At 64.1% G+C, this 2,558-nt stretch carries 4 protein-coding genes; all 4 read left to right on the plus strand.

Annotated elements, in window-relative coordinates:
• A partial coding sequence (locus QZ079_RS09040) for a hypothetical protein (RefSeq protein ID WP_297037519.1) occupies positions 1–337 on the plus strand: 337 nt, incomplete at its 5' end.
• A 6-nt stretch (positions 338–343) separates the two neighbouring features.
• Positions 344–805, plus strand: coding sequence for a VanZ family protein (locus tag QZ079_RS09045; RefSeq protein WP_297037520.1), 462 nt, complete (start codon positions 344–346; stop codon positions 803–805).
• 180 nt (positions 806–985) lie between these two features.
• On the plus strand, positions 986–1,720 hold the full coding sequence (locus QZ079_RS09050; protein ID WP_297037521.1) for an iron-sulfur cluster assembly scaffold protein: 735 nt from the start codon (positions 986–988) through the stop codon (positions 1,718–1,720).
• Between the two features lie 18 nt (positions 1,721–1,738).
• On the plus strand, positions 1,739–2,558 hold an 820-nt coding region (locus tag QZ079_RS09055; RefSeq protein ID WP_297037522.1), incomplete at its 3' end, for a GGGtGRT protein.

Raw genomic sequence — 2,558 nt, forward strand, 5'->3', positions numbered from 1 at the left:
GCCCGCCGCGATGACGCCGGCAGCGCCTGCGCAGGACGCCTTCGCCGACCGCCGCAACGTGTGGTCTGCCGCCCTCGACATCCTTGCCGAGCCCGAGGCGCCTGTCCGCACCGCGGCACCCGCCTCGCAGGCCGCGGCCTTCAACCAGAACCCTTCGCGTGCCAACGCGATCGCGGAAGGCCGTCGCGCGAACCGCATGCATGCGCATGTGAACGAGCTCATCGAGCAGGAGCTCGGCCAGATTGCCTCACCCGCCGTGCGCCGTTCGAGCCGCGAGTATCTGCGCGTCATCCAGGGCGGCACGGCTTCCATGCCTGCGCTGCAGGCGGAGGCGTAGCGTCTGTTGCCGGATCAGACCCGCATCGCACCGGCGCAAATCCGCGCGCCATGGTTCGTCGCCATGGTGCTCATGATGCTCTTCATCTGGGGAAACTCCCTCGTTCCGGGGAGCGAGAGCGGCAGCTTGAGCCTGTCTGTCGTGCAGGCGGTGCGCCACGCGCTCGAGATGCTCGGCATGCCGAACGCCTGGGTCACGAACTTTCTTGTGCGCAAGGCGGCGCATTTCACCGAGTACGCCGTGCTCGGCGTGCTTGCGACGAACGCATTCAGCCTCTGTCGTCGCGTGCAGCCCTGGCAGGTGCTCGCCGTGTGCCTCGTTTTGGTGCTCACGCCATCGATCGATGAGACAATCCAGCTCTTCGTGAGCGGCCGCTCCGGCCAGCTGTCGGACGTGTTGCTCGATTGCTGCGGCGGCGTGACAGGCGCCGTGGTCGCCGCACTTATCCGTACCCGCCGCGCCTTGTAGAGTACCTCCTGGGTTTCTTTGCGACGCGCAGCACATCACGTTCGTATCCCATTCCTTCAAGAAAATGCACCACTCGCCGAAAATACTCTGGACAAGTCGCGGTAGAATAAGAGTGCATGTCAGCTCCGGCTTGCCATGTCGTCATGGCTCGTCGGAAAAGGCACAACAGAGAGGAGAGGCATGCAGTACTCAGCAGAAGTGGAGAACATGTGCCCTGTCGCCAAGGGCGCATACCACGGCCCTGCGCCCATCCCGGAGGAGGGCCAGTGGATCCAGGCAAAGGAGATCAAGGACATCTCCGGCCTCACGCACGGTGTCGGCTGGTGCGCCCCGCAGCAGGGCGCATGCAAGCTTACGCTCAACGTCAAGGAGGGCGTTATCGAGGAGTGCCTCGTCGAGACCCTCGGCTGCTCGGGCATGACCCACTCCGCAGCCATGGCCTCCGAGATTCTTCCCGGTAAGACCATCCTTGAGGCGCTCAACACCGACCTCGTGTGCGACGCCATCAACGTCGCCATGCGTGAGCTGTTCCTGCAGATCGTCTACGGCCGCAGCCAGACCGCATTCTCCGAGGACGGCCTGCCCGTGGGCGCTTCCCTCGACGACCTCGGCAAGGGCCTTCGTTCGCAGATTGGCACCATGTTCGGCACCAAGGCCAAGGGTGCTCGTTACCTCGAGCTCTCCCAGGGCTATGTCACCCGCATGGCGCTGAACGACAAGAACGAGATCATCGCGTTCGAGTTCCTGAACCTCGGCAAGTTCACCGACGCCCTCAAGAAGGGCGTTTCCCCCGAGGATGCCATCAAGGGCGCCATGGGCCACTACGGCCAGTGGGACGCCGCCGCTAAGTACATCGATCCGCGCACGGATGAGGAGACGCACACCGTCGAGTCCGTGTTCCCGGTTCACGAGTAGAAGGGGAGGGAACGAACCATGGCTATCAGCTTCGAAGGTTACGAGCGCCGCATCGATAAGATCAACGCGTGCCTCGCCGAGAACGGCATCTCCTCCCTCGAGGAAGCTCTGCAGATCTGCCAGGACAAGGGCATCGACCCGCGCGAGATCGTGACCGATGTCCAGTCCATCGCGTTCGAGAACGCCAAGTGGGCATACACCCTCGGTTGCGCGCTCGCCATCAAGAAGGGCGCCAAGAGCGCTTCCGAGGCCGCCGCGATCATCGGTGAGGGCCTTCAGGCCTTCTGCGTGCCCGGCTCCGTTGCCGAGGACCGCAAGGTCGGCAAGGGCCACGGTGACCTGGGCGCTATGCTCCTCGGTGACGACACCGAGTGCTTCGCGTTCCTGGCTGGCCACGAGTCCTTCGCTGCCGCCGAGGGCGCCATCGGCATCGCGCTGAACGCCAACAAGGCTCGCAAGAAGCCGCTGCGCGTCATCCTGAACGGTCTTGGCAAGGACGCCGCCCAGATCATCGCCCGCATCAACGGCTTCACCTACGTGAAGACCCAGTTCGATTACTTCACGGGCGAGCTCAAGATCGTCGAGAAGATCCCGTACTCAGATGGTCCGCGCTCCGAGGTCAACTGCTACGGTGCCGACGACGTCCGCGAGGGCGTTGCCATCATGTGGCACGAGAACGTCGACATCTCGATCACCGGTAACTCCACCAACCCCACGCGCTTCCAGCACCCGGTCGCCGGCACCTACTTCAAGGAGCGCGTGCTCGCCGGCAAGAAGTACTTCTCCGTGGCCTCTGGTGGCGGCACCGGCCGTACCCTGCACCCGGACAACATGGCTG

The sequence above is a fragment of the uncultured Enorma sp. genome (genome assembly GCA_905210055.1).
Classification (GTDB): Bacteria; Actinomycetota; Coriobacteriia; order Coriobacteriales; family Coriobacteriaceae; genus Enorma.